This window comes from Rhizobium beringeri, assembly GCF_004306515.1.
Lineage (GTDB): Bacteria > Pseudomonadota > Alphaproteobacteria > Rhizobiales > Rhizobiaceae > Rhizobium > Rhizobium beringeri.
Window position 1 is genome coordinate 590534 of the sequence record NZ_SILG01000001.1, and the last position, 21609, is coordinate 612142.

Here is a 21609-nt window from a genome sequence, read left to right on the forward strand (position 1 = left end):
GCTTTCCGCCGCCCGCGATCAATCGCGTTGTTCATCTATGCATGTCGCCCAAAAGTGTGCAGCGGTTTTGGGATCACGACATGCATCAAGCAAGGATTATGCATGTTGCCCAAAAGTGTGCAGCGGTTTTGGGACCACGACATGCATCAAGCAAGAACCTAAAGCGCGGCGCGCTTTAGAGTTGGCGGATGATTTCGCGCAGCTGTTCGTTGCGGGCGCCGAGCAAGAGGATGTTGCGGATCGCCGCCTGCGGATCATGGGTGCGGAAGAGCAGGCCGTTGCCGCGCACCGACCGGTCGATGCTCATCTTTTCCGCGGAGTTCTCGCCGGGTTTGATCGCGACGGCGAAATACATGCGGGAATAACCGACATCGATGCGCTCGAAGAAATTATCGTTCTCGCCGATGTCGGAATAGAAATTGGAGATGTAGAAGGCCCAGCTGACCTCTTCGTAATGGGCGAATTTCGTCCGCGCGGCAGTGACGTGGCAATAGCCGAGATGCGGGCTGTCCTCCAGCGTCCGGTGGAAGATCATCTTCGGAAACTGGATCGAGTGGTGAAAGCCGTTGATGTGCTGATGCGTCTTTTCGCCGGCGACCTGCAGCTTGCGGCCGGTCTTTGCCGCGACCTCATCATGGGAGAAATAGCGTTTTTCCTCGGCCAGCCAGTGCCGCCGCTCGCGGGGGATGCGACCGGTGCGCAAAAATTCGGAATGCGCGGCAATCAGCTGCGGCTCTTGCTGTTTGCCTGCTTCTTTCGCGTCGAAATAACGGAGTTTGGCCATGGTTCGCGTTCTTCGGTCGGTCTGAATCAGCAACAGGATAGGACCGTATGCTTAAGGCGATGTTAAAAAATCGCCATGGCAGCCGGCCGGCTGAAAGGCAAATGCCGACAGATGTCGCAAACGCGACTGACATCGATGCCAGGCAGCCGGCCTCTTTGCGCAACGGGTCTTTACGCCATGTCGCAATTGACGATAATTGCCGGGAGAGTCGGGCGATGTCATCGACCGGGATGGGCCGCTTGAGGCTTGCTGCATCCTGTCGTCAATTTCGAAGCCGATGTCGCATTACAACCAAGCGGCAGCCATGCTCGGTGATTAAATGGCGCCATGAACAATTCTCCCGAAGGAGAAGGAAGCGGGCGCGCTTCCGCCGGCCTTCCCACGCGAGGGTGGCAACCGGGTGCACGAGGACATGAAGATGGATATTCGCAGCAACGTTTTGCGTCAGCTCAAGAGCCGCCGTGAGGGCTTCAGCCTCGAACAGCCGTTCTATACCGACGAGGATTATTTCCAGCTCGACATGGAGATGATCTATTATCGCGACTGGCTGTTTATCGGCCATGATTGCGAGCTGCCGAAGCCGGGCGCCTATTTCACCGTCCAGATCGGCAGTTATCCCGTCGTCATCGTCCGCGGCCGCGACAATATCATCCGCGCCTTCCACAACAGCTGTCGCCATCGCGGCTCGCGCGTCTGCACCAAGGAGCACGGCTCCTCCGTGCGTCTCGTCTGCCCCTATCATCAGTGGACCTATGATCTCGAAGGCAAGCTCGCCTTCGCCCGCCACATGGGCGATGATTTCGACAAGACCGGCTTCAATCTGAAGCCCGTCCATTGCGAGGTCGTCGCAGGCTATGTGTTCATCTGCCTGGCCAACGCCGCGCCGGATTTCCAGCCGGTGCGCGACAAGATCGAACCCTATGTCGCGCCGCACCGGATCAGTGAGAGCAAGGTCGCCTTCCAGAGCACGATCATCGAGAAGGGCAACTGGAAGCTTGTCTGGGAAAACAACCGCGAGTGCTATCACTGCGCGGCCAATCATCCCGAACTCTGCCGCACCTATCCCGAAGCCCCGAGTGTCACCGGCACGGATGGCGGCGCTGATGATCCCGAGATCGCCGGCCATTGGGCGCGCTGCGAGGCTGCCGGCCTGCCGAGCAAGTTCCAGATTTCGCCGGACGGCCAGTTCCGCACCGCCCGCATGCCGCTGATCGAAGATGCCGAGAGCTACACCATGTCGGGCAAGCGCGCCGTCCAGCGCCAGCTCTCCGACGATATTTCGATCAGCCATATCGGCGCCATGCTGCTCTTCCACTACCCGACGACGTGGAACCATCTGCTCGGTGACCACGCCATCTCCTTCCGCGTGCTGCCGCTCAGTGCCAACGAGACGGCGGTGACGACCAAGTGGCTCGTCCACAAGGATGCCGTCGAAGGCGTGGATTACAATCTCGAAGAACTGACCCACGTCTGGACCGAGACCAACGATCAGGATCGCCGCATCGTCGAGGAAAACGCCTTCGGCATTCACTCGCCCGCCTATGAGCCCGGCCCCTATTCCGCCTTGCATGAAGGCGGCGTCATGCAGTTCCTCGAATGGTATTCGAACTTCATGGTGAACCGTCTGCAGGGTGACCAGGCGAAATTCTCGGTCGTTGCCTGATAGCGCTAAAGCATGTCGCGCAAAAGTGTGCAGCGGTTTTGCGGCAACGACATGCGGGAAACTAGGACCTAAAGCGTGGCAGCGAATCTGAAAGATCGCGACGCGCTTTAGCCGCACCGGTTAATGTCCGGTTCAGTTCAGCTGATCTAAAAGGGAGAGCAGCCGGCCCCGGCCGCTTTCGGAACCATTCAGACGCGAAAGCGTTGCAGGCAGGCGGTGATCACTGTTGTATGGGAGTTGAAGCAATGATCGGGCTGAGAAACAAGATCGCGACTGCAGTTCTGGCTGCCGCCGTGGTGCTGACGGGTTTTGCGCCGTCGCAAGCAATCCAGATGCCTACCGCCCCGCAGGTGGAAAAATCCTCCGCAGTCGAGAATGTCCAGTACCGCCGCTATTATCGGCCCGGCTATCGTCCAGGCGCCTATTACCGGCCTGGCTATCGCCCCGGCGCCTACTATCGGCCCGGCTATTACGGCGGCTATCGCGGATATTCCTATTACCGCCCGGGCTATCGCCATTATAACGGTTATTGGTATCCGCTCGCCGCCTTCGGCGCCGGCGCAATCATCGGTGGCGCCATTGTCGCGCAGCCGCGCTACGTCGAGCCTGCCCCCCGCATGGGTTCGAGCCACGTCGCCTGGTGCGCCAACCGCTACCGGTCCTATCGCGCTTATGACAACACCTTCCAGCCCTATAACGGCCCGCGCCAGCAGTGCTATTCGCCGTATTGATCGAAAGCGTCTGCCCCTCACCCTAACCCTCTCCCCGTAAAAACGGGGCGAGAGGACGTGCCCTGCGAGAGGTGGGCGGGGGACGGAGAGGTCGCGGCATATCACCTTCTCCCCGCGGGCGGAGAGAAGGTGGCGGCAGCCGGATGAGGGGCTGCGCGCACCCAGAATGCTGCACGTTCACCCTCAAAGAATATCCACGCGCCTCAACAGCCACCAGGCAAAGGCGATGGAGGCGACGATGAGGGCGACGGCGTATTCGGTGCCGTAGTCGCCGACGGCGAAGGGCAGGTTTGCCGTGTTCATGCCGAAGAAACCCGTCACCAGCGTCGGCGGCAGCAGGAAGGCCGTCATGATCGACAGCAGATAGAGGTGACGGTTGGTTTCGGAGGATTGTTTCGAATCGATTTCTTCGTGCAGCAGGCGTGCCCGATCCTGCAGCGCATAGATATCGTGGTCGACCGTTTCCAGCCGGCTCGTCAGCCGCCGGGCCACATCGTCGAAGCCGAAGGGCACCTCGTCGTCGTCGGCCGCCGCCGCCCGGCGCATCAGCGCCAGCACGGTGCGCAGGTGCCGATGCAGCCTGACAACGGTGCGCCGGACCGGCGCCAGGCGCCGGCGCTCGTCGCGCTGCGCACTGTCGTAGACGATATCCTCGATCTGGTTCAGCTCTTCGGTGAGTTCGATGACGATCGCGATCAGCGTGCGCTGGAACTCGATCACCAGCAGTTCGAAGAGATCGACCGGCCGGGAGAATTTGCCCGGGTTTTTCTCGATCAGCGCCCGCGCCCGTTCGACGCTGCGCAGCGGCTGCAGCCTCGTGGTGATGAGGAAGCGGTCGGACATGGCGAAATGCAGCCAACCAAGATTGTTGGTATCCTGGGCAAAATCGCGCTGGCAATCGACGAGCGTCCCATAGAGCATCTGCTCGTCGACGGTGATGGCCGCATGCGTATCGCGCGTCGTCAGCGCCGATTTCGCGTCCTCAGTCAGCCCGTCCAGCGTATCGAGCAAGGCCGGCACGCGGGCGTCGACAAGATTGAGGTGCAGCCAGTAGAAACAGTTGTCGGCGGTCAGTTCCGCCACCGTCGCACTATTGTTCAGTCGCACTGCGGTCTTTTCCTCAGGCGAGAAGCGATAGGCCCAGACGAAACCGGGTATGTTGACGGGCAATGTATCCATTGGTCGCCGATCCTTTGCGAAGGCGATGTCATTCCTTAGAGTGTCTCCATGACGTTCATTTGTGCAAGGGTGCAAGAACAAAGCGTCATGTCAGGTGATTTATCGCATGGCGGCCGAGGAAATCGAAATTGACGTTTACGTAAAAATCAATTAGCCCTTGCCTCGGAGGGGCTTTGCCGCGTGTGAGGCCGGTCTGCGGAGGAAAAACCATGTACAAGGCGCCCGTCGAGGAAATCGCTTTCACGTTGAAGCACGTAGCGGGTATGGGCGAGGCGATTTCCAAAGGGCTGCTCGGCGATCTCGGCGAAGATCTGGTCGATGCGATCCTCGCCGAGGCGGGACGTTTTGCCACAGAAGAAGTGGCGCCTCTCGCCGAAATTGGCGACCGCCAGGGCGCCCGTCTGATCGATGGCGAGGTCAGGCTGCCGGATGGCTGGCGCGATCTCTATCGCCATTGGATCGCCGGCGGCTGGAACGGCCTGACCGCGCCCGAAGCCTTCGGCGGCCAGGCCTTGCCGCATATGCTGAATGTCGCGGCGCTTGAAATGTGGAATTCCGGTTCCATGGCCTTCGCGCTCGCTCCGACGCTGACGATGGGCGCCATCGAGGCGGTCAGCACCCATGGCAGTGCTGCGCTGAAAGACAAATATCTGGAAAAGATGGTCTCCGGCGAATGGACCGGCACCATGAACCTGACGGAGCCGCATGCCGGCTCCGATCTCGGCGTGCTCAAGGCTCGCGCCGAGCGCCACGATGACGGCAGCTACCGCCTCTTCGGCCAGAAGATCTTCATCACCTGGGGCGAGCATGATGCGGCCGCCAATATCATCCATCTGGTGCTGGCCCGCCTGCCGGATGCGCCGGCCGGCACCCGCGGCATCTCGCTGTTTCTGGTGCCCAAGTTCCTGGTGAACGACGACGGTTCGCTTGGGCGCCGCAATGATCTGTTCTGCCACTCGCTGGAGCACAAGCTCGGCATCCATGGCTCGCCGACCTGCACGATGATCTACGGTGACGGAAAATTCGGCGGTGAAAAGGGCGCAGTGGGATGGCTGGTCGGCGAGGAGAACAAGGGACTGGCCTGCATGTTCACGATGATGAACAATGCCCGCCTTGCCGTCGGCATGCAGGGCGTGGCGATCGCGGAGGCCGCCACCCAGAAGGCTGTCAGCTATGCCAGGGAACGCACGCAGGGCAGGGCGCCGGGCGCAAGCGGCGCCGGCATGAGCCCGATCGTCGAACATCCCGATGTCGCCCGCATGCTCATCACCATGAAGGCTCTGACCCAAGGCGCGCGCGCCATCTCCTATGCCTGCGCCCATGCGATCGACATGTCGCACCGGGCAGGTGACACCAGCCGCCACTGGCAGGAGCGCGCCGCTTTGCTGACGCCGATTGCCAAATCCTTTTCGACCGATGCCGGCGTCGACGTCGCCTCGCTCGGCATTCAGGTGCATGGCGGCATGGGCTTCATCGAGGAGACGGGTGCGGCGCGTTATCTCCGCGATGCCCGCATCGCCCCAATCTATGAGGGCACTAACGGTATCCAGGCGATCGACCTCGTCACCCGCAAGCTGCCGCTCTCCGGCGGCGATCAGGTGAAGGGCTTCATCGCCGAGCTTAAGCAAATCGCTGATGGCGTTCGCCGCTCCAATCTCGATGGTTTCGGCGAAACCGCTGCGAGGCTCGACGCTGCGATTGCTGATCTCGAACAGACGACTGCCTGGCTCATCAAGACGCTTGCCGAGAACAGCACCGCCGAGGCGCTCTCGGGTGCGACGCCCTATCAGCGCCTGTTCGGCCTCGTGCTCACCGGCTGTTATCTTGCCAAGGGCGGCCTCGCCGAGGCAGCCGATGGGGCCGGTGAAGGCCGCATCGTGCTCTGCCGCTTCGCCGCCGAAAACCTGCTCGCCGAAACCGCAGCCCTTCGCGACCGGGTCGTCAATGGCGCGGCAAGCCTTGCCGCTGCCCGCAGCCTGCTTGCCTGAGGAGAAATTATGACCGATCACATCATCGTCGAGCAGCCTTCCGCCCATCCCGGCGTTCAGTCCATCCGCTTCAACCGGCCGGAAAAGAAGAACGCCATCACCCGGGCCATGTACCGGACGATGGCCGATGCGCTGAATGCGGCCAACACAAGCCCCGATATCCGCGCCACCGCTTTCCTCGGCACCGAGGGCTGCTTCTCGGCCGGCAACGACCTGAACGATTTTCTGGCTGCCGCAATGGGCGGCCGCGGTCTCGAGCAGGAGATCCTCGATTTCCTCTATGCGCTGGTGAAGGCCGAAAAACCCGTCGTCTCCGGTGTCGACGGTCTGGCGGTCGGCATCGGCACGACAATCCATCTGCATTGCGATCTGACCATCGCCTCCAGCCGCAGCCAGTTCCGCACACCCTTCGTCGATCTGGCGCTGGTGCCGGAGGCAGGTTCCAGCCTCGTCGCGCCGCGGCTGATGGGCCATCAGCGCGCCTTCGCCATGCTGGCCGCCGGCGAAGCATTTTCGGCCGCAGAAGCGAGGGAAGCCGGCCTGGTCTGGAAGGTCGTCGAGCCAGGCGAGGTCGATTCACTGACGCTTGGCCTCGCCGCAAAGCTCGCCGCCAAGCCGCCGGAGGCGCTGCGCATCGCCCGCGACCTCATTCGCGGCGATCGTGGCGAGATCATCGCCCGCATCGACGAGGAGGCCCGCTATTTCTCCGCGCGGCTGAAAAGCGCCGAGGCCCGGGCCGCCTTCGAAGCCTTCATGCGCCGCTGAGCGCCGATCTCGGTCGTTTCCGAAGTATCCATGGCAAGCAGGCCGGCACCAACACCAGTCCGGGAGCAAACGGATGCCGATTAGACCGCCGGCACGTTGAATACCTCGCCGGCCCTGAGCGGCCGGAACCGTTCCGGGGGAATATCATGCTCGCTCATTGCGTCTTGCAACGCTCTTGCCGGCGCGTCGACCGCTTCATTTGTCAGCTGGAACGTGGCGAAGTGATGCCCGGCCACATAGGCCGCATTTGCCAACTTCATCCCGATCACCGCCTCCTGCGGATTCTGGTGCTGCCCTTTCATGAACCAGCGCGGCTCATATGCGCCGAAGGGTAAAATGGCCAAACGAAAGCCGCCATGCTTCTGCTGTGCCGCTTTGTAATTGATGCCGTCGTGAAAGCCCGTATCTCCGACGTGATAAATTTTTCCGGCTGGAGTCGACAAAACGAATGACGCCCAGAGTGCCATCCGGCGATCGGCGGTTCCGCGCGCGGACCAATGGTGTGCAGGCTCCGCATCAATGCTTATTCCGGCGTGCGAAATGCGCTCGCCCCAGTCCATCGATGTCGTCTGTATATCGGGCACGGCACGGCGAATGATCGTGTCATTGCCGAGTGGCGTCACGACACGCGGCCGATGCTTCGCACCCAACCGCCTGAGCGTTGCGATATCGAGATGATCATAATGATTGTGCGATACCAGCACGAGATCAATTGGCGGCAAATCATCGAACGCGATGCCCGGTTGGACGACGCGCCTGGGTCCAGCAAAAGCGAAGGGACTCACGCGCTCTGACCACACCGGGTCGGTGAGGATATTGAGCCCAGCGACCTGCACGAGCATTGTTGCATGACCAACCATGGTCACCCTTAGATCCTCGCCGTCTACGCATGGATCCGGCTTGGCCGCCGGGTATGGACTTGGGACCGACTGCGGCCAGCGCTCACGGCCACCGCCGAATTGCCACCGCAGCAGATCGCGGAAACCAAGGGGCTCAATACCGTCGGGATTGAAGAAATGTGTGCCGTCGAAGTGATCGGACACCGGGCCGTTATAGTAGGGGTTGCGTCTTTTGGTCTTTCCGACAGGCACGCCTATTTCTCCAGCGTCGCCACCACCTCGACATGCGAGGTCCAGAGGAACTGGTCGATCGGCGTCACTTGCGTGATCCGGTAGCCGCCCTCGACGAGGATCGCCAGGTCGCGCGCCAGCGTCAGCGGATTGCAGCTGACGGCCACGATCTTCTTCACCGCCGAGCGGGCAAGCTCCTGGCACTGGAACTCGGCACCGGCGCGCGGCGGATCGAAGACGACGACGTCATAGGGCTTGAATTCCTGCGTCATCAGGGGACGGCGAAAGAGATCGCGCTTCTCGACGGTGACCGGCTTCAGCCCCTGCGTGGTGCGGGCGGCATGGTCGAGTGCTGCGAGCGCCTTTGCTTCGGCTTCGACGGCGTGCACGCGGCCGATCCGCGCCAGCCGCAGTGAAAACGTGCCGGAGCCGGCAAAGAGATCGGCGATCCGCTTCGCCTTGCCGGCATGAGCCGTGACCAGCTCCGCCATCGCCTCTTCCGCCGGCTTGGTCGCCTGGGTGAAACCGCCCGGCGGCGGTGAAACCTGGACGCCGCCGAATTCGACCATCGGCTTCGACGGCTCGACGAGGATTTCGCCGTTCAGCGAAACACGGGCGATGCCGCGCAGGCCAAGCGCGGTCTCGATCGCCTTGCGCCGCTGCGGGTCGGAGAGTTTCTTCACGTCGTCGACGGATATGTCGAGGCCGGAAAGCGTTTCGAGCACCGCGACGCGGAAGGGTTCGGCGCTGGTCGCCAGCGAAGCTGCAACAGCCCTGATCGCCGGCAGCCGGGCGATAATCCCTGCTGACGAGATCGGACATTCCTCGATGGCGACGATATGGTGGCTTTCGGCCTGGTTGAATCCAACAAGCATGTCCTTCTCGGTCTTGCGCGCCGCAAACACCACGCGCCGCCGTTCGCCCGGCCGGGCCGGAACGATCTCACCGACCTCGGGTGTCAGCCCCTTCGATTTCAGCGCATCGATGACCAGCTGGCGCTTGAAGGCGCCGTAGGGCGCATCTGCCATATGCTGCAGCGTGCAGCCGCCGCAGGTGCCATTGACGCCATCCGGGCCAAAATGCCGGCAGGGCGGCTCCTGCCGGTCGGGCGATGGCGTCGTGATTGACATGATCGTGCCCTGGCTCTTGACCCGGGCAATCGCCACCGTTTCCCCGGGCAGGGAAAAGGGCACATAAACAGGTCCGCCGGCGCTGCTGGCGATGCCGTCGCCCTGGGCGCCGAGCTTCTCGATCGTGACGGTTTCGGTGCTCACGGTTTCAATCCTGCCAGAAGGAATTCCTGATTGCCGTCGCCGCCGGAAATCGGGGAGGGGATGAGGCCGAGGCTTTTCCAGCCCATGTCCTCGACGAACCAGCGCTCCAGTTCTGCAGCAACGGCGGGAGCAGACGTGGGGTCCTTCAGCATCCCGCCCTTGCCGATCGCCTCGCGCCCGGCCTCAAACTGCGGCTTGACCAGTAGCACGGCGACAGCGCCCGGTTCGGCGATCTCAAGAGCCGGCGCGAGCGCCAGCTTCAGCGTGATGAAGGAGACGTCGGAAACGATGAAGGTGGTGGGATGGCCGATATCCTCTGCCGTCAGATTGCGGGCATTGAGGCTTTCTTTGTTCGTCACCCGCGGATCGCCTGATATGCGCGGATGCATCTGCCCATGGCCGACATCGATCGCGGTGACATGCGCAGCACCGCGCTGCAGCAGCACCTCGGTGAAGCCGCCGGTGGAGGCACCGACATCGAGACAGTGATGGCCGGCAGGATCGAGCCGGAAATGGTCGAGGGCAGCGGTAAGCTTCAGTGCGGCGCGCGAGACATAGTCCTGCGCCGGATCGTCGATCTCGATTGCCGCGTCCGCACCGAACAGCGCGCCGGCCTTCGTGACCACCTGGCCACCGATCCTGACGGTGCCGCGCTGCACGGCGTCGCGGGCGCGTGAACGGCTGGCAAACAGGCCGAGAGAGACGAGAAGCTGGTCGAGGCGTTGGGTGTTTTGATCTGACATCGGCTGTGCATGACCGGCAAAGCCGCCGGTTGCAAGCATTTTGTTCCCAAGACCGTCATTGACCCTCAAAAGCTTTCGGCGATAATCCTGCCGCGGCGATCGCGGGGCGGACCGCAGACACGGGGGTGTTCCATGCTGAAGCTCTTCACTCTGATTGTCGCGGCAGTCATCGCATCGCCCGCGCTCGCGAACGACACTATGGCCGAGGTCAAGACCGGCGGGCTGATCTTTGCCCAATCCGATGATGTCAGCATGGCGGAAGAGGATCTCTTCATCTCCGCTTCGGAAGTGCGTGTCGACTATATCTTTGAGAATAGCTCCGACAAGGATGTCGAAAGCCTAGTCGCCTTTCCGATGCCAGACATATCAGGCCAGATCGACAACAATTCCGCCATCTCCGATTATGACAGCGACAATTTCCTACATTTTTCCACCGTGCAGGATGGCAGACCGATCACCGCCAAGCTGCAGCAGCGCGTTGTCTCGCTCGGCATCGACGTGACCGACGAGTTCGCCAAGCAGGGCATCCCCGTCCTGCCTTATAGCCAGAAGACGACCGAGGCACTTGCCAAGCTTCCCGAAACCGTCCGCAAGGACTGGATCGCCCGTGGCCTCGTCTATCCCATGGGCGCAGGCGATGCCGGGGTTGATCTCGTACCGCTCTGGACGCTGCGCTCGACATATTGGTGGCGCACCACCTTCCCGGCGAAGAAGAAGGTCAGCGTCGAGCATCGCTACAAGCCGGCCGTCGGTGGCACCGTCGCCATCAGCTTTCTCGAAAGTGGCGAGCCGAAGGGTGAGCGTTTCGAGGAATATTCCCGCAAATACTGCCTCGACGGAGATTTCGTCAGGGTTGCCCAGCAGCGTGCGCGGGAAGCTGAAGCCGGAGGCGCCAACTATACCGAAAGCTGGATCTCCTATGTGCTGTCGACCGGCGCCAACTGGGCGGGGCCGATCAAGCGCTTCCAGCTGACGATCGACAAGGGCAAGCCCGGCAGCCTCATCAGCTTCTGCGGCAGCAACGTTCAGAAGATCGGTCCGACGACCTTCCGGATGACATCAGAGGATTTCGATCCCACCAAGGATTTCGACATCCTGATCCTCAACCCTCCAGAAACGGCACAATAATCCTCAGGCTTGGTCGCTGTTGCGCCGCACAAATTTAAACAAATTTAAAGCCTGGCCGGATAGGTTCGGCGTGATTGTAGCGGTTCATCCAAGCCGCTCGGCGCCATGACGGCGCAAGCGTTTCCACGCCGATCATGTTCTCAGCTTCAAACATCCCGGCGGTTGCGTCTCGTGCGACCTGCCTCGCCGCGTCGACTGTCGTCAGGAGAAATCACCGATGTCCGCCAAAAACATATCCTTGAACGGTAAACTTGCGGCCACGTTCGCAGCCCTCATTCTTATTTTCGTCGCCATTTCCGCTTTTGTTTATTCCAAGGCGACGGCGTCCGCGGCTGCTTCTGCCGAGCAGGAAAAGTCCGAGCTGCTCGTCAACCAGATCGACGATGCGCTGCAGGCGATGCTCGAGCAGGCGGTCAACCTGCGCGGCTTCATCCTCTTCCGCAGCGACAGCACCTATGGCGATGTCTTCACCAACCGCGAGCGCATGCTGAAGGCGATTGCCGCCGCCAAGCAGACGGCCACCGGCGAGCCGCAGCTGGTCGAGATGATTGACGGCATGCAGAAGGCCGCCGACCTCTATTTCCATGAACTTGCCGAGCCGCAGACCAAGGCGCGCAAGGAAACCGACATGCCGATCGAAGAGGTCGTCAAGATCGGCGTCAACGCCACCAAGGGCCAGCTCGACGGGTTCCGCCAGGCCTCGGCCAAGATCAAGGCCACCGCACGTGAAAAGTCGAACGCGCTTGCCGCCATCCGCGCCGATGCCAACAGCGATCTGAAGACGACGCTGCTTGCCGGCGGCATCCTCGCCTCGCTTGCCGCTGCCGTTCTCGCCTGGCTGATGTCGCGCACCATCGTCCGGCCGGTCGTCGGCATGACTGCGGCCATGGATCGCCTTGCCGGCGGTCAGAACGACATCGAAGTCCCGGCTGTCGAGCGCGGCGACGAAATCGGCCGCATGGCCCAGTCGGTCCTGGTCTTCAAGCAGGCGGCGATCGAGAAGCTGCGCCTTGCCGGCGAGACCGACCGCATGCGCGACGACGCCGAGCGCCAGCGCCAGGCAGGCGACGAGCAGAAGGCGCGCGAGGAAGGCGAGATCCGCTATGCCATCGATGCCTTGGCGGGCGGCCTTGCCGAGCTTGCCAATGGCGATATGGCCGGTCGTATCCAGACGCCGTTCGCCTCGCAATATGACAGCCTGCGCAATGACTTCAACCATGCCGTCGAGAAGCTGCAGGCGGCACTGCAATCGGTCGGCCGCAACGCTTCGGCGATCAATGCCGGCGCCGGCGAAATCCGCTCGGCCGCCGATGATCTTGCCCACCGCACCGAGCAGCAGGCTGCCGCCGTCGAACAGACCGCCGCAGCGCTCGAAGAAGTGACGACGACCGTCCGCGACAGCGCCAAGCGCGCCGAGGATGTCGGCAATCTCGTCGAGCGCACCCGCCTCGGCGCCGAGAAATCAGGTGAAGTCGTCCGCAAGGCCGTCTCCGCCATGCAGCAGATCGAGAAGTCCTCGGGCGAAATCTCCAACATCATCGGCGTCATCGACGACATCGCCTTCCAGACCAACCTGCTTGCTCTCAACGCAGGCGTCGAAGCCGCCCGCGCCGGCGATGCCGGCAAGGGCTTTGCGGTCGTCGCCCAAGAAGTGCGCGAGCTCGCCCAGCGCTCGGCCAAGGCGGCCAAGGAGATCAAGGCGCTGATCACCACCTCCGGCGAACAGGTCGTTGCCGGCGTCGGCCTCGTCGGCGAAACCGGCAAGGCGCTGGAGGTCATCGTCTCCGAGGTGCAGGAGATCAACCACCACGTCAACGCCATCGTTACCGCCACCCGCGAACAGTCGATCGGCCTGCAGGAGATCAACACCGCCGTCAACAACATGGACCAGGGCACGCAGCAGAACGCGGCCATGGTCGAGGAGCAGACCGCGGCCAGCCATGCGCTCGCCCAGGAGGCAAACGCTCTCGACGAACTGCTGCGCCAGTTCAAGCTCGGCCAGGCGGCCCCGGCGCCGCGCGCTGCCGTCGCCGGCACCAGCTCCCGCCCGGTCGCCTCCCCGGCCCACGCCCTGACCCGCACCGTCGCCAAGGCCTTCGGCGGAAGACAGGCAGCTGCTACGGCTACCGTTCAGGAAGAGTGGACGGAGTTCTGAGAGCACGCCTTTCCTAGGGAAGGGACGTCAAATCAAGAGGGCGGTGCAGTGATGCGCCGCCTTTTTTGTTGAGCGGAACTGCATAGGCGGGAGCAAGAGGCTGCCCCTCACCCTAACCCTCTCCCTGTAAACGGGGCGAGGGGACTTGCCCTGCGAGAGGTTGGTGGGGAACGAAGAGGTTGCGGCATATCCCCTTCGCCCCGCAAGCGGGGAGAAGGTGCCGGCAGGCGGATGAGGGGCCATCACACGGCACACCCTCGCAATTCACCTATCCCGCAACCCCAACCGCAACACCGCGCCCCAGCGCCTTGAACACCGTCGAGACGATGCCGGCGCGGTCGAGGCCGGCGTGGGCGTTCATGGCTTCGGGTTTGGCCTGTTCCATCCAGATGTCGGGCATCACAAGCGAGCGCAGCTTCAGGCCGTTGTCGAGCAGGCCTTCAGTGGCGAGGAAATGCATCACATGGCTGCCAAAGCCGCCGATCGAGCCTTCCTCGACGGTGATCACCATCTCGTGGTGGCGGGCAAGCTGGCGGATCAGGTCGTGGTCGAGCGGCTTGGCGAAGCGCGCATCGGCGACCGTCGTCGAAAGCCCCGCGGCGTCGAGATCCTCGGCGGCAAGCAGACAATCGGCAAGCCGGGTGCCGAAGGAGAGCAGGGCCACCTTGGTGCCTTCCTTGACGATGCGGCCCTTGCCGATCTGCAGGATTTCGCCGCGCGCCGGCATGTCGACGCCGACACCTTCGCCGCGCGGATAGCGGAACGAGATCGGCCCGCCATCATAGGCGACAGCCGTGCGCACCATATGCTTGAGTTCGGCCTCGTCGGCCGCCGCCATCACCACGAAGCCGGGCAGGGTGGTGAGGAAGGTGGTGTCGAAGGAGCCGGCATGCGTCGGCCCGTCGGCGCCGACGAAGCCGGCACGGTCGATCGGGAAACGCACCGGCAGTCCCTGGATCGCCACGTCGTGCACGACCTGGTCGTAGGCGCGCTGCAGGAAGGTGGAATAGAGGGCTGCGAAGGGCTTGTAGCCTTCCGCCGCAAGGCCGGCGGCGAAGGTCACGGCGTGCTGTTCGGCAATGCCGACATCGAAACAGCGCGACGGAAAGGCCTCGGCGAGCTTGTCGAGGCCGGTACCATTAGGCATGGCGGCGGTGATGCCGACGATCTTGTCGTCGAGGGCGGCTTCCTGCACCAGCGCTTCGGCAAAGACGCTGGTATAGCTCGGCGCATTCGGCTTGACCCTTGCCTGGGCGCCGGTGATGACATCGAACTTGTTGACGCCGTGATATTTGTCGGCCGCGGCTTCCGCCGGCGGATAGCCCTTGCCCTTCTGGGTGACGACATGGATCAGCACCGGTCCGCGCCCATTGTCGCGCACGTTGCGCAACACGGGCAGCAGGTGGTCGAAGGAATGCCCGTCGATCGGGCCGATGTGATAGAAGCCCATCTCCTCGAACATCGTGCCGCCGGTGACATAGCCGCGCGCATGCTCGACGGCGCGGGTGATCGCCCGGTCGATGTTCTTGCCGAGATAGGCCGTCAGCTTCTTGCCGAGATCGCGGAAGCCCATATAGGTGCGGCCCGAAGCGAGGCGGGCGAGATAGGCGCTCATTGCGCCCGTCGGCGGCGCGATCGACATGTCGTTGTCGTTGAGGATAACGATGAGGCGGGCGTCGAGGGCGCCGGCATTGTTCAGCGCTTCATAGGCCATGCCGGCCGACATCGCTCCGTCGCCGATGACGGCGATGACGCGGCGGTCTGATTTGTCGAGGTCGGCGGCAATCGCCATGCCGAGGCCGGCCGAGATCGAGGTCGAGGAGTGTGCCGCGCCGAAGGGATCATATTCGCTCTCCGCCCGGCGGGTGAAGCCGGACAGCCCGTCTTCCTGGCGCAGCGTCCGGATGCGGTCACGCCGGCCGGTGAGAATCTTGTGCGGATAACATTGATGGCCGACATCGAAGATCAGCCGATCATCAGGTGTGTCGAAGACGCTGTGGATGGCGATCGTCAATTCGACGACGCCGAGACCGGCGCCCAGATGGCCGCCGGTGCGCGACACCGCATCGATCATTTCGTCCCGGACTTCGCGGGCAAGCTGCGGTAGGTCGCGATCCTCGAGCTTGCGCAGGTCGGCGGGATAGATGACCTGGTCGAGCAGGGGGGTCTTCGGCAGTTGTGTCACGGGCGGGCGCTCTTTCTTGCTTTTCCTTGTTCCGCTTTATTCGATTAGATTGCGGCAAAACAAGTGCATTTCAGGAACCGAAGGTTTTCACCTTAGAGCATGATGCCGAAAAGTGTGAGCGCTTTTCGGCGGATATCACCCTCTATTTCTTCGATCCGGAGCATTAGGATCAGGGGTTCAGCCTTCCGGCAAAGGCACGAATTCCTCTTCGTCGCCAGGAACGATATCGAAGCGGCCGGTGCGCCATTCCTCCTTGGCCTGTTCGATCCGCTCCTTCGAGGAGGAGACGAAATTCCACCAGATATAACGTTTCGAATTGAGCGCCGCACCCCCGAAGAGCATCAGGTGACAGCCATCGCGGCCGGCTTCCAGCGTGATCGCATCGCCCGGCCGGAAGACCAGCAACTGGTCGGCAGCGAAGCGGTCGCCTGATATGACGACTTCGCCCGAGAGCACATAAACGGCGCGCTCCTCATGGCCCGCGCCGAAGGGAAATTTGGCGCCCGCCTGCAGGTCGAGATCGACATAGAGCGTGTCGGAGAAAACACCGACCGGCGATGTCATGCCTTCGAACGAGCCGATGACCACGCGCCCGCGCACACCTGCCGTCTCGATCAGCGGCATGGCGGACTTTTCCGTATGGGCGAAGGAGGGATCGATCTCCTCCTTGTCGTCGGGCAGCGCCAGCCAGGTCTGCAGCCCCGACATCAGCAGCGGATGGCCGCGCAGATTGTCCGGCGTGCGCTCGGAATGCACGATGCCGCGGCCGGCCGTCATCAGGTTGATATCGCCGGGACGGATGACCTTTTCTGTGCCGAGGCTGTCGCGATGGCGGATCTCGCCGTCGAACAGATAGGTGACCGTCGACAATCCGATATGTGGATGCGGCTTGACGTCGAGCGCCTCGTCCGGCTTCAGGATCGCCGGCCCCATGCGGTCGAAGAAAATGAACGGCCCGACCAGCCGCCGCTGCCGGCTGGGCAGCGCGCGGCGCACCTGGAAACCGCCGATATCGCTGGTGCGCGGGATGATCAGGTTCTCGATCGCGTCGCAGGCGAAGGCATCGCCGGGCAGGGGGTCTTTACCGGGAAAGAAGGACATCAGGGATCTCCGATCGCTACAGTGCCGAGCGTCATTGACCACAGATAGCGCCTGGAGCGCCGCGCGTCCAATCGGACGCGTAAAGGACGCTCCAACACTTGAAAGCGCGCCGCGTGAATGACTCAGATCGCGGTAAAACCGTTGTCGACGAAGAGATGGGCGCCGTTGACGAAGCTCGACTCGTCGCTGGCGAGATAAAGGGCGGCCCGCGCCACGTCTTCCGGCTCGCCGATCCGCCCCTGCTGCGCGGCAATGGCGGCATCCGAAACGTCGACGCCGAGCGCCTGCAGGTCGGCCACCTCCCGCAGACCGTGTGGCGTGCGGATGAAGCCCGGGCAAACGGCGTTGCAGCGGATGTTGCGATCGCGGAATTCGACCGCGATGGCGCGGGCAAACATATGCACGGCACCCTTGGTCGTGTCGTAAAGCACTTCCATCGGCGTGGCGGCGACCGCCGAGATCGACGAGGTGCAGACGATCGATCCGCCGCCGCTCGCAATCATCTTCGGCAGCACCGCCTTGGTCATCAGGAACATCGAGCGCACGTTGACGGCATGCAGCCAGTCCCATTCCTCAACAGTCGTTTCCAGGAACGGTTTGATGACGATCGTACCGGCGTGATTGAAGAGCACGGTCACTGCGCCGTAGCGTTCCTCCACACCGGCGACGGCGGCCTTGACGGCGGCTTCGTCCGAGACATCGGCCGTCCAGCAATCGGCCTCGCCGCCGGCATCACGGATCGCTTGGACTGTCTCGGCTGCCGCTTGGTCATTGCGGTCGATGATCGCTACGCGCGCACCTTCCGCCGCAAAAAGCTTCGAAGCGGCACCGCCCATGCCGGTGGCGCCGCCCGAGATAATGGCGACCTTGCCCTTCAATCTGTCCGACATTTCCTTGTCCCCTCATCGTTTTGGATGGGGATCATAGATCGGTCTGAAGCCGATAGCCAAGCGCCTTCAAAAGGGAGTTTGCTGCGCCTCAGGCGCCGTCCAGCGGCTCAACGCCCTGCGGCTTGCCGGCGCGGTCGAGCCGGATCTTCTCGATGCGGTTCTCGGCGGCCGAAAGCAGGGTCTCGCAATGTTTCTTCAGCGCTTCGCCGCGCTCGTAGATCTCGATCGATTCATCCAGCGCCACATCGCCGCGTTCCAGCCGGGCGACGATGCTTTCGAGTTCGGCGACCGCCTTTTCGAAGGAAAGGCCTGATACCTCAGGCTTGGCGCTGTCAGTCATTCTCAACCCTTCATCATTCTCAGAATATGCATGCCCGCCGATTCGGCGAGTCCCTCGAGATCATAACCGCCTTCGAGCAGGCTGACGACCCGGTTCTTCGCGTGCCGGTCCGCGAGTTCGAGCACGCGCCCGGTCGCCCAGTCGAAATCCTCACCGGTCAAATTGATCTGCGCCAGCGGATCGCGGTGATGCGCGTCAAAGCCGGCGGAGATGATGATGAGATCCGGCCGGAAATCGTCAAGCGCGGGCAGCACGCGCGATTTGAACGCCTCGCGGAAGTGGTCGCTGCCGACATTCGGCGAAAGCGGCGCATTGACGATGGTGTTGTGCGTGCCCTTCTCGTCCTTGGCGCCGGTGCCGGGATAAAGCGGCATCTGATGCGTCGAGCAGAACAACACCGAGGCATCGTCCCAGAAGATATCCTGCGTGCCGTTGCCGTGATGCACGTCCCAATCGACGATGGCGATGCGCTCGGCGCCATGCGTCTTCTGCGCATGCCGGGCGGCGATCGCCGCATTGTTGAAGAAGCAGAAGCCCATCGCCGTCATCTTCTCGGCATGGTGCCCCGGCGGGCGGGCAGCGACGAAGACATTGTCGGCCCGGCCGGTAAAGACGTCATCGACCGCCGCCATCGCCCCGCCGATGCCGGTCAGCGCCGCCTGCAGGCTTTTGCTGCTGGCATAGGTATCGGCTTCGATCTGGTTGATCTCACCCTCTTCCTCGGGGATCTCCCGCATGACGGCGATGAGATGTTCTTCGGGATGGGCAAGCAGCACCGCATCCTCGTTCGCCTGCGGCGCCTGCCGGCGCTCCAGCCGCTCGAAATTCGGATGTTCCAGCGCGACATTGATGGCGCGGATCCTGTCCGATCGCTCCGGATGGCCGGCGGGCGTCACGTGTTCCAGAAAGATCGGGTGTTCATAAAGACGGGTGCTCATGAAGACACTCTATCGGTCGCTTATGTCATGTGCCACAGCAGATGGGGCATCATCGGTCGATTTCAACAAGCGCTCTTGCCGCCGTCCAACCGTTTGCCTGTCACAACTGTCTCATTTGCGCCGTTTCCGTCGAGCGGGTCCATTGCAACGGCGCCGAATCCTTTCAGGCGCGTGGAGGATACTGTAACACTTTGAACTATTGCGTAATTTTATCCTTAAGCCGGTTCCGATATAAGCTATTATGAAGTAGTGTTGCCATGGGAACTCTGTAAGGCAGATCTGTTGATGAGTCAGTCGAAACGTCCTGATGTGGCGGAAATACGTGTGCCGTTTCGCGATGTCGATATGACCGGCCAGATGTTTCTGGCCTCCTATATTTCCTATGCAGAGTCCGTCCTTGCGAGCTTCTGGTCCTCACGGCCCGATATCGATGACGAACCCGTCTATAGCCCCAGCAAGGTTTCCTGCATGCTCCACCGCCCGCTGCACTATGACGAGCCGGCAACCTTCACCGCCACCGTCGACAAGATCGGCATGCATTCCATCGGCTTCCTCATTTCGATCGACACCGGCGAGGAGCGTGCCGCCGAGGTCGAGATCATCTGGCAGGCCCGCACCCGCGAGGACCAGTCGCCGGCCTCGCTGCCGGAGGAAACGCGCGACTGGCTTTATCGGTTTTTGGATTAGGGTATTTCAGAAATCGCGAAACGGTTTTCCCAGGAGTTGCGATGGAGGACTCCTTCTGGCGCTGCTGCACCGACCCTATCTGCTGTCACGAATAGCAAACCAACGCGATCCGGCTTCGACAGCGTCTTCAGGATTCGCCTCGCCCTTACAGGCCCAGGCGACAATTCCATCGGGACGGACGAGCAGGGTGGTCAGTCCCAGCCGGTCCTTCACCTCACCCTCGACATATTGGACCCGGTCACCCCAACGGCGTGCGATCGGTCTAAGCGGTGCGCGGTCGCCGAAGTCGATCAGCAAACCCCTGCCGTCGGCGAGCAGGGCGGCGAGCCTGGTACCGTCAGTCCATTCGAAGTCCGGAGCGCTGCGGCCGGCCAGCGCGTGGCCGGCGCCGAGATCGTAGTGCATCGACGCATTCCACACCCGGTCGGCGAAATAGGTGGCGCCGTCGCGGGTGGCGATGAGATCGCGGATGATGGCTTCCATCGCGCGGGCGTGGGGGCTTGGCCGCATGATCGAGACCTGCGCCCGCGACCAGGCGAGAACCTGTTCACCGATCGGATGCCGTTCGGTGAAATAGCTGTCGAGCAATTGGTCCGGCGCGTCGCCCCGGACGGTTGCGGCGAGCTTCCAGCCGAGATTCATGGCGTCGCCAAGTCCGAGATTGAGCCCTTGCCCGCCGAGCGGCGAATGAATATGGGCGGCGTCGCCAGCAAGCAGCACCCGGCCCCTCCGGTATTCCGTCGCCTGCTGGGCGCGATCGGTCCAGCTCGTGGCGACGTGCAGCTCAGTCAGCGTGACATCCTTCTGCGTTATCCGCCGCAGTACCGCTTGCACATGCGCAAGCGTGATCGGTTTGGCGCGGTGAGATGCGCCGCCATCAAACTCCACCATGCCGAAGTGGCCGGGCTGCGTCTGGAAATACATGCCGGTCGGCGTCAGCTGTCGGCCGAGCTTCAGTTTTTCCGGGTCTGCAATATCGACCTGCACGGAATAGCCGGTAAATTCGGGATCGGTTCCGACGAAGGAAAAGCCGCCCGCCTTGCGCACCATGCTGCGGCCACCGTCACAGCCGACCAGCCAACGGCCTTCAAAACTCTGATCTCCAGTTTGGATCGTGACCCCATCGGCTGATTGTGCGAAGCCTTCGACGCGCACACCCCGCCTGATCTCGACGCCGATGGACTGAGCGCGATCGGCAAGGACCGTCTCGATCCGCTCCATTTCGGCCGCCATATTGCTGTCGGCCGGGCTCGGCAGCCGATAGGCCCATTTTGAGCTATCGATCCTGTCATAATCCAAGGGGATTCCGGCGAAGTGTCCGGCCTGCCTGCGCACTTGTCCCGCCGGCTTCGCTTCCCGCCTGGCCGCTGTAAGCTCATCGAGCAGGCCGCGCCTGTAGAATGCTTCAATGGTCGGCATCGTCAGGCCGCGCATGCCGAAGGGCAGCTTTTTCAACGGCGAGTGCGGATTTTCCGCTTGCTCCAGCACCAGCACGGAAACCCCGGCAAGGCGGAGCTCGCAGGCCAGCAACAGGCCGACCGGACCGGCGCCTGCAATCACGACATCGAAGAGAAAAGAAGATGGGTGGCGATTATTCATGAACGGCTCCTTTTTGGTCGTTCGACCGGAGCAGTTCGTCGTTCTGACAACCACACGGACGAACGGTGGGCGCTTTCAGCGTCCGACGTTCGTCGCGGGGTCTCATGCCTGGGGGCAGGGGACAGAGCTTCCGTTTCCAGAAGGACTTGGGCTTACCAAACCAAGTCTGCCTTTTCCGACACGGGCACCATAGCGGCATGCCGTTTGGTCCGCAACGGCTCCGTGACCAAGCGGAAGCATCGTGCCCGGTCAAAGCGCGCGCTTGTTCGAAACCGCTCTTAATGATAGGTAAATTGCATGGACAACACCGTGATCAGCACTTTCGTGATGATGATGCCGCGCTCATAGCGTGGCGGGTTTCGTGCGTCCAGAATGCACCAGCGACCGCC

The 21609-nt window shown here is 62.4% G+C and carries 18 protein-coding genes; 7 read left to right on the forward strand and 11 right to left on the reverse strand.

Going from position 1 to position 21609, the window contains the following annotated elements; all coding sequences use genetic code 11:
• Window positions 1-175: 175 nt before the first annotated feature.
• Window positions 176-784 carry a DUF6656 family protein gene (locus tag ELH03_RS02975; RefSeq protein ID WP_128402761.1) on the reverse strand — a complete coding sequence of 203 codons (609 nt, stop codon included), beginning with the start codon at window positions 782-784 and terminating at the stop codon, window positions 176-178.
• A 418-nt stretch (window positions 785-1202) separates the two neighbouring features.
• On the opposite strand from ELH03_RS02975, the gene ELH03_RS02985 reads away from it, so the two are divergent.
• Both ELH03_RS02985 and ELH03_RS02990 read left to right on the forward strand, forming a co-directional pair.
• Window positions 1203-2447, forward strand: coding sequence for an aromatic ring-hydroxylating oxygenase subunit alpha (locus ELH03_RS02985; RefSeq protein WP_130766010.1), 1245 nt, complete (start codon window positions 1203-1205; stop codon window positions 2445-2447).
• 245 nt (window positions 2448-2692) lie between these two features.
• Window positions 2693-3178 carry a BA14K family protein gene (locus ELH03_RS02990; protein WP_128402759.1) on the forward strand — a complete coding sequence of 162 codons (486 nt, stop codon included), beginning with the start codon at window positions 2693-2695 and terminating at the stop codon, window positions 3176-3178.
• Between the two features lie 183 nt (window positions 3179-3361).
• On the opposite strand, the gene ELH03_RS02995 is transcribed toward ELH03_RS02990, so the two are convergent.
• Entirely contained in the window at window positions 3362-4357 is a 996-nt protein-coding gene (locus tag ELH03_RS02995; protein WP_018068396.1) for a transporter, read from the reverse strand.
• A gap of 209 nt (window positions 4358-4566) precedes the next feature.
• Between ELH03_RS02995 and ELH03_RS03000 the strand changes: the two genes are divergently transcribed.
• A complete protein-coding gene (locus ELH03_RS03000) occupies window positions 4567-6345 on the forward strand; it encodes an acyl-CoA dehydrogenase family protein (RefSeq protein ID WP_128411448.1) in 1779 nt (592 codons plus the stop codon).
• 9 nt (window positions 6346-6354) lie between these two features.
• A complete protein-coding gene (locus ELH03_RS03005) occupies window positions 6355-7110 on the forward strand; it encodes a crotonase/enoyl-CoA hydratase family protein (protein WP_128402756.1) in 756 nt (251 codons plus the stop codon).
• A gap of 80 nt (window positions 7111-7190) precedes the next feature.
• Here the strand turns inward: ELH03_RS03005 and ELH03_RS03010 are convergent, their stop codons facing one another.
• Genes ELH03_RS03010 through ELH03_RS03020 form a run of 3 tightly spaced genes read right to left on the reverse strand, consistent with a single transcriptional unit; the run spans window position 7191 to window position 10236 of the window.
• Window positions 7191-8201, reverse strand: a complete 1011-nt coding sequence (locus ELH03_RS03010; RefSeq protein ID WP_128402755.1) for an MBL fold metallo-hydrolase — start codon at window positions 8199-8201, stop codon at window positions 7191-7193.
• Between the two features lie 2 nt (window positions 8202-8203).
• Entirely contained in the window at window positions 8204-9454 is a 1251-nt protein-coding gene (locus tag ELH03_RS03015; protein ID WP_128411449.1) for a class I SAM-dependent RNA methyltransferase, read from the reverse strand.
• Window positions 9451-10236 (reverse strand): TlyA family RNA methyltransferase, encoded by a 786-nt coding sequence (locus ELH03_RS03020; RefSeq protein WP_245461715.1) that lies wholly within the window; start codon window positions 10234-10236, stop codon window positions 9451-9453. The genes ELH03_RS03015 and ELH03_RS03020 overlap by 4 nt, the downstream gene beginning before the upstream one ends.
• A gap of 93 nt (window positions 10237-10329) precedes the next feature.
• On the opposite strand from ELH03_RS03020, the gene ELH03_RS03025 reads away from it, so the two are divergent.
• Both ELH03_RS03025 and ELH03_RS03030 read left to right on the forward strand, forming a co-directional pair.
• Window positions 10330-11325 carry a DUF4424 domain-containing protein gene (locus tag ELH03_RS03025; protein WP_128411450.1) on the forward strand — a complete coding sequence of 332 codons (996 nt, stop codon included), beginning with the start codon at window positions 10330-10332 and terminating at the stop codon, window positions 11323-11325.
• Between the two features lie 217 nt (window positions 11326-11542).
• A complete protein-coding gene (locus ELH03_RS03030) occupies window positions 11543-13480 on the forward strand; it encodes a methyl-accepting chemotaxis protein (protein WP_128411451.1) in 1938 nt (645 codons plus the stop codon).
• A 268-nt stretch (window positions 13481-13748) separates the two neighbouring features.
• Here the strand turns inward: ELH03_RS03030 and dxs are convergent, their stop codons facing one another.
• From dxs to ELH03_RS03055, 5 genes are all read right to left on the reverse strand, one after another.
• Window positions 13749-15665 (reverse strand): 1-deoxy-D-xylulose-5-phosphate synthase, encoded by a 1917-nt coding sequence (gene dxs, locus ELH03_RS03035; RefSeq protein ID WP_018496852.1) that lies wholly within the window; start codon window positions 15663-15665, stop codon window positions 13749-13751.
• A gap of 177 nt (window positions 15666-15842) precedes the next feature.
• Window positions 15843-16766 carry a pirin family protein gene (locus ELH03_RS03040; protein WP_128402751.1) on the reverse strand — a complete coding sequence of 308 codons (924 nt, stop codon included), beginning with the start codon at window positions 16764-16766 and terminating at the stop codon, window positions 15843-15845.
• Window positions 16767-16888: 122 nt separating this feature from the next.
• Window positions 16889-17656: an SDR family NAD(P)-dependent oxidoreductase gene (locus ELH03_RS03045; RefSeq protein WP_128411452.1), complete on the reverse strand. Its 768-nt coding sequence runs from the start codon at window positions 17654-17656 to the stop codon at window positions 16889-16891.
• 88 nt (window positions 17657-17744) lie between these two features.
• A complete protein-coding gene (locus ELH03_RS03050) occupies window positions 17745-17996 on the reverse strand; it encodes an exodeoxyribonuclease VII small subunit (protein ID WP_003545921.1) in 252 nt (83 codons plus the stop codon).
• Window positions 17997-17998: 2 nt separating this feature from the next.
• Complete coding sequence (locus ELH03_RS03055) at window positions 17999-18934, reverse strand: histone deacetylase family protein (RefSeq protein WP_018449324.1); 936 nt, start codon at window positions 18932-18934, stop codon at window positions 17999-18001.
• A gap of 285 nt (window positions 18935-19219) precedes the next feature.
• Between ELH03_RS03055 and ELH03_RS03060 the strand changes: the two genes are divergently transcribed.
• A complete protein-coding gene (locus ELH03_RS03060; protein WP_128402748.1) occupies window positions 19220-19621 on the forward strand; it encodes an acyl-CoA thioesterase in 402 nt (133 codons plus the stop codon).
• A gap of 75 nt (window positions 19622-19696) precedes the next feature.
• On the opposite strand, the gene ELH03_RS03065 is transcribed toward ELH03_RS03060, so the two are convergent.
• Window positions 19697-21220 carry an FAD-dependent monooxygenase gene (locus ELH03_RS03065; protein ID WP_128411454.1) on the reverse strand — a complete coding sequence of 508 codons (1524 nt, stop codon included), beginning with the start codon at window positions 21218-21220 and terminating at the stop codon, window positions 19697-19699.
• Window positions 21221-21609: the final 389 nt, after the last annotated feature.